Raw genomic sequence first — 3,057 nt, 5'->3', positions numbered from 1 at the left:
GCTGATTACTTGTTCTACTTCACAGCGCCTGAGAGAGCTTTATACCTTGCATCCATGGTCTTCCAGAAGTCCTCAAGATCTTTGCCAGCCTTGAAATATGGTACAGCAGCTGCTATTTCTGCTGCTTTTTTCTGGAATTCAGGGTCTGCAACTATTTTTGCTATGATTTTGTTGAACTCCTCTACAATTCCACTGGGTGTCTTTGGCGGAAAGAAAAACGTATTCGTCAGTTGGAATACTATATCTGGGTATCCCAGTTCCTTGGCTGTGGGAACATCCGGCAAAAGTGGGTTTCTTTCCTCATCGTGCACCGCGAGGGGTTTCAACTGTCCGGACTTAAGGAACGACCATGCTCCTGCAGCAGAAACCATCGTGATATCGATATGGCCACCCAGCAAAGCCGTTGCCCTCTGGGTGTCGCCCCCTTCAAATGGAACTGTACGCCACGCACCGGGCGCAACTGAGCTTAATCCCGCAAAGACCCAGTATGCAACACCGCCCGTGCCAAGTCCATAAACAAACTTTCCGGGATTTGCCTTGGCATCATCAATTGCATCCTTCAGATTTCTCCACGGCATATCAGGTCTCGTGACAGAAACTGTCGAGATCTTGAGCGCCACACAAGCTGGTGTGAAATCATACCAGTTTAGGTCACAAACTCCGAGGTAATAGTTTCCAAGCATTGCCTCATGGTACCACAAAACCGTGTAACCATCTGGACGAGAATTTCTGACCTGCCTCGCAGCTATAGCACCTTCTGCACCAACAACATTTGTCACGACCATCTCTTGTCCAGTATACTTCTTCCAATACTCGGCGATGAGCCTTGCTGTGAGGTCACTTGCTCCTCCAGGAGAATAGGCGACAACTACAGTTACGGGTTTTGCTGGATAAGTTTGACCAAGGACTACAACCGCTAAAACGGCAGCTAAAACTACAAGTACCAACAACTTCCTTGCCATGAAAACCACCTCCAAGTGAGATATTCAGGATTTCCGCATACTGTTTGCAACCACGATGTTGATGTACAAACCAAGGGCAAACAGACATGCCGCTGTTATTAATAAACCCAGAGAAATAGGTCTTGTGAGCAAGGGCTTTAGACTCCCTCCAGATAGAGCAAGGCCCTGTCTCAGACTTTTCTCGATTATTGGTCCAAGAACGAAAGCAGTTATCACCGGGACAAGAGGGAAATCGATTTTTCTGAGTAGGTAACCCATCACTCCCGAAACCAGGACAATCCAAATGTCGAAGGTTCTGCCGTACAAACCGAAGGCACCCACAACCATACACACCGTTATTACTGGTAACAGATAATACGATCTTACACTCAGGGTATAGATGAAAAACCTCATCAATAAGATACCAAGAAGAACCATCACGATGTTCCCAACCAGTTGCGCCGCAAATATAGTGTAAGCATACTGAGGGCTGTCTCTGAACAAAAGTGGACCCGGGAACAAACCATGGATCATGAAACCACCAATCATCATTGCGGTTACGGAATCTCCGGGTATGCCCAAAGCAAGAAGGGGAACCAAAGCTCCAGGTATAGTAGCGTTATTTGCCGTCTCCGATGCGATTATTCCGTCAGGAATGCCTGTTCCGAATTTCTCGCGATTCTTTGAACCTGACTTTGCTAACCCGTACGCGATCACACTTGAAGTAGCACCTCCAACGGCTGGAAACACCCCTATTGAAAATCCAACTATCAACGATCGCAGAAAATTGATAGGTTGTTGAAATATTATTCTCAAAGCCTCTTTAACAACACTAAAACCCATGTGAGCTTTTCGAGCCTCTACAGGTACGACATTCTGTAGCTTTCTCTCAATTGCCAAGAGCACCTCTGAGATTCCAAACAAGCCTATAAGTAATGGAAGAATATCTATTCCTGCAACCAAATCGGGTATACCAAAAGTTAACCTACCCACTCCCGTTAATACGTCTGAACCAACTGTGGCAAGTAACAGACCAAGAACTATGCCAAGCGCATTCTTCAAAATTCCGCCTTCCATCATTCCTATGCAACCGGCAAACGCAAGTATTCCGAGCGCGAAATACTCAAAAGGTCCAAATTTCAGGGCGATTTGAGCAAGCGCATAGGTGGCGACAATCATAAGGAAAATAGCGACAGTGCCCCCTAAGAACGAAGACATCAAGCTCAAAGCCATAGCCAGCGAAGCCTTACCTTTTTGAGCCATTGGATAGGCTTCGAACGTTGTTGCGACCGAGGAAGGAGTGCCGGGCATGTTGAGGAGTCCCGCTGATATGAAACCACCAGATATGCCACCAATGTAGATACTTGACAACAGTATAAGTCCTGTAAATGGATTCATTCCGAAAGTCAATGGTAAGGCAAGTGCAACACCCATTGTTGCTGTCAACCCTGGGATAGCTCCAAAAACCATGCCCCACAGAATACCAACGGAGAGCACAAGTAAATTCTCGGGGCGAATCACAACAGACATACCTGTCGTGAAGGTTTGCATTAAGGCTTCCACGTAGGCTCCTCCTCTCTTTCAAACACGGGGAGCAGTTCTCCTCCACACTTACAAACAACTATATCTTGCATACCAACTAAGGCTTCGGCTATTTTCAGTGCTTCGTCCAAAGTCTTGGCCGGAATGAATCCTAATTTTCTTGCGATCCCACCTTCAATGCCTGGTGAGACAAGTATTCCAATCCCTTTATCCTTTATCACACGCCCCACATGAACGAGATGTGCTGCAACTATGAGGTTTGTCAGTTCACCTGATTCAACGAGGAACTTCACATCTTTAAAGCCTTTATACCCATACTTGATTATGAGATCTCCAAATTCTGCCCCGACCCCCTCGAAGCATGGTGAAACCAGTATCAAAGCTCCACCATCTTCAAGAACAAGATCGGCTGAGTATATCCCCTTCGACGCTTGCCACATTTCGATGTCTGCCGGGTAAGAATCGGTGAGAACTATTTTTGATGTTCTGGCGGCAACCCCAAAGACGCTTCTTGCAAATTCGGCTGCTTTGCGGAACGTTTCAAGCGGTTTCCCAGCGAATAGCTCGATAGGCT

The 3,057-nt window shown here is 46.6% G+C and carries 3 protein-coding genes; all 3 read right to left on the bottom strand.

Annotation, left to right across the window (positions count from 1 at the left end):
* Positions 1 to 14: 14 nt before the first annotated feature.
* On the bottom strand, positions 15 to 962 hold the full coding sequence (locus QMD82_08290) for a tripartite tricarboxylate transporter substrate binding protein (GenBank protein MDI6851915.1): 948 nt from the start codon (positions 960 to 962) through the stop codon (positions 15 to 17).
* 24 nt (positions 963 to 986) lie between these two features.
* Positions 987 to 2,504 carry a tripartite tricarboxylate transporter permease gene (locus QMD82_08285; protein MDI6851914.1) on the bottom strand — a complete coding sequence of 506 codons (1,518 nt, stop codon included), beginning with the start codon at positions 2,502 to 2,504 and terminating at the stop codon, positions 987 to 989.
* The coding region (locus tag QMD82_08280; protein ID MDI6851913.1) for a hypothetical protein at positions 2,492 to 3,057 on the bottom strand (566 nt) is incomplete at its 5' end. The genes QMD82_08285 and QMD82_08280, both read right to left, overlap by 13 nt.

The sequence above is a fragment of the bacterium genome (assembly GCA_030019025.1).
Lineage (GTDB): Bacteria > Hydrothermota > Hydrothermia > UBA1063 > UBA1063 > UBA1063.
Note: the sequence above shows the minus strand (reverse complement) of the source record. Positions and strands in the feature narration are given on the sequence as shown.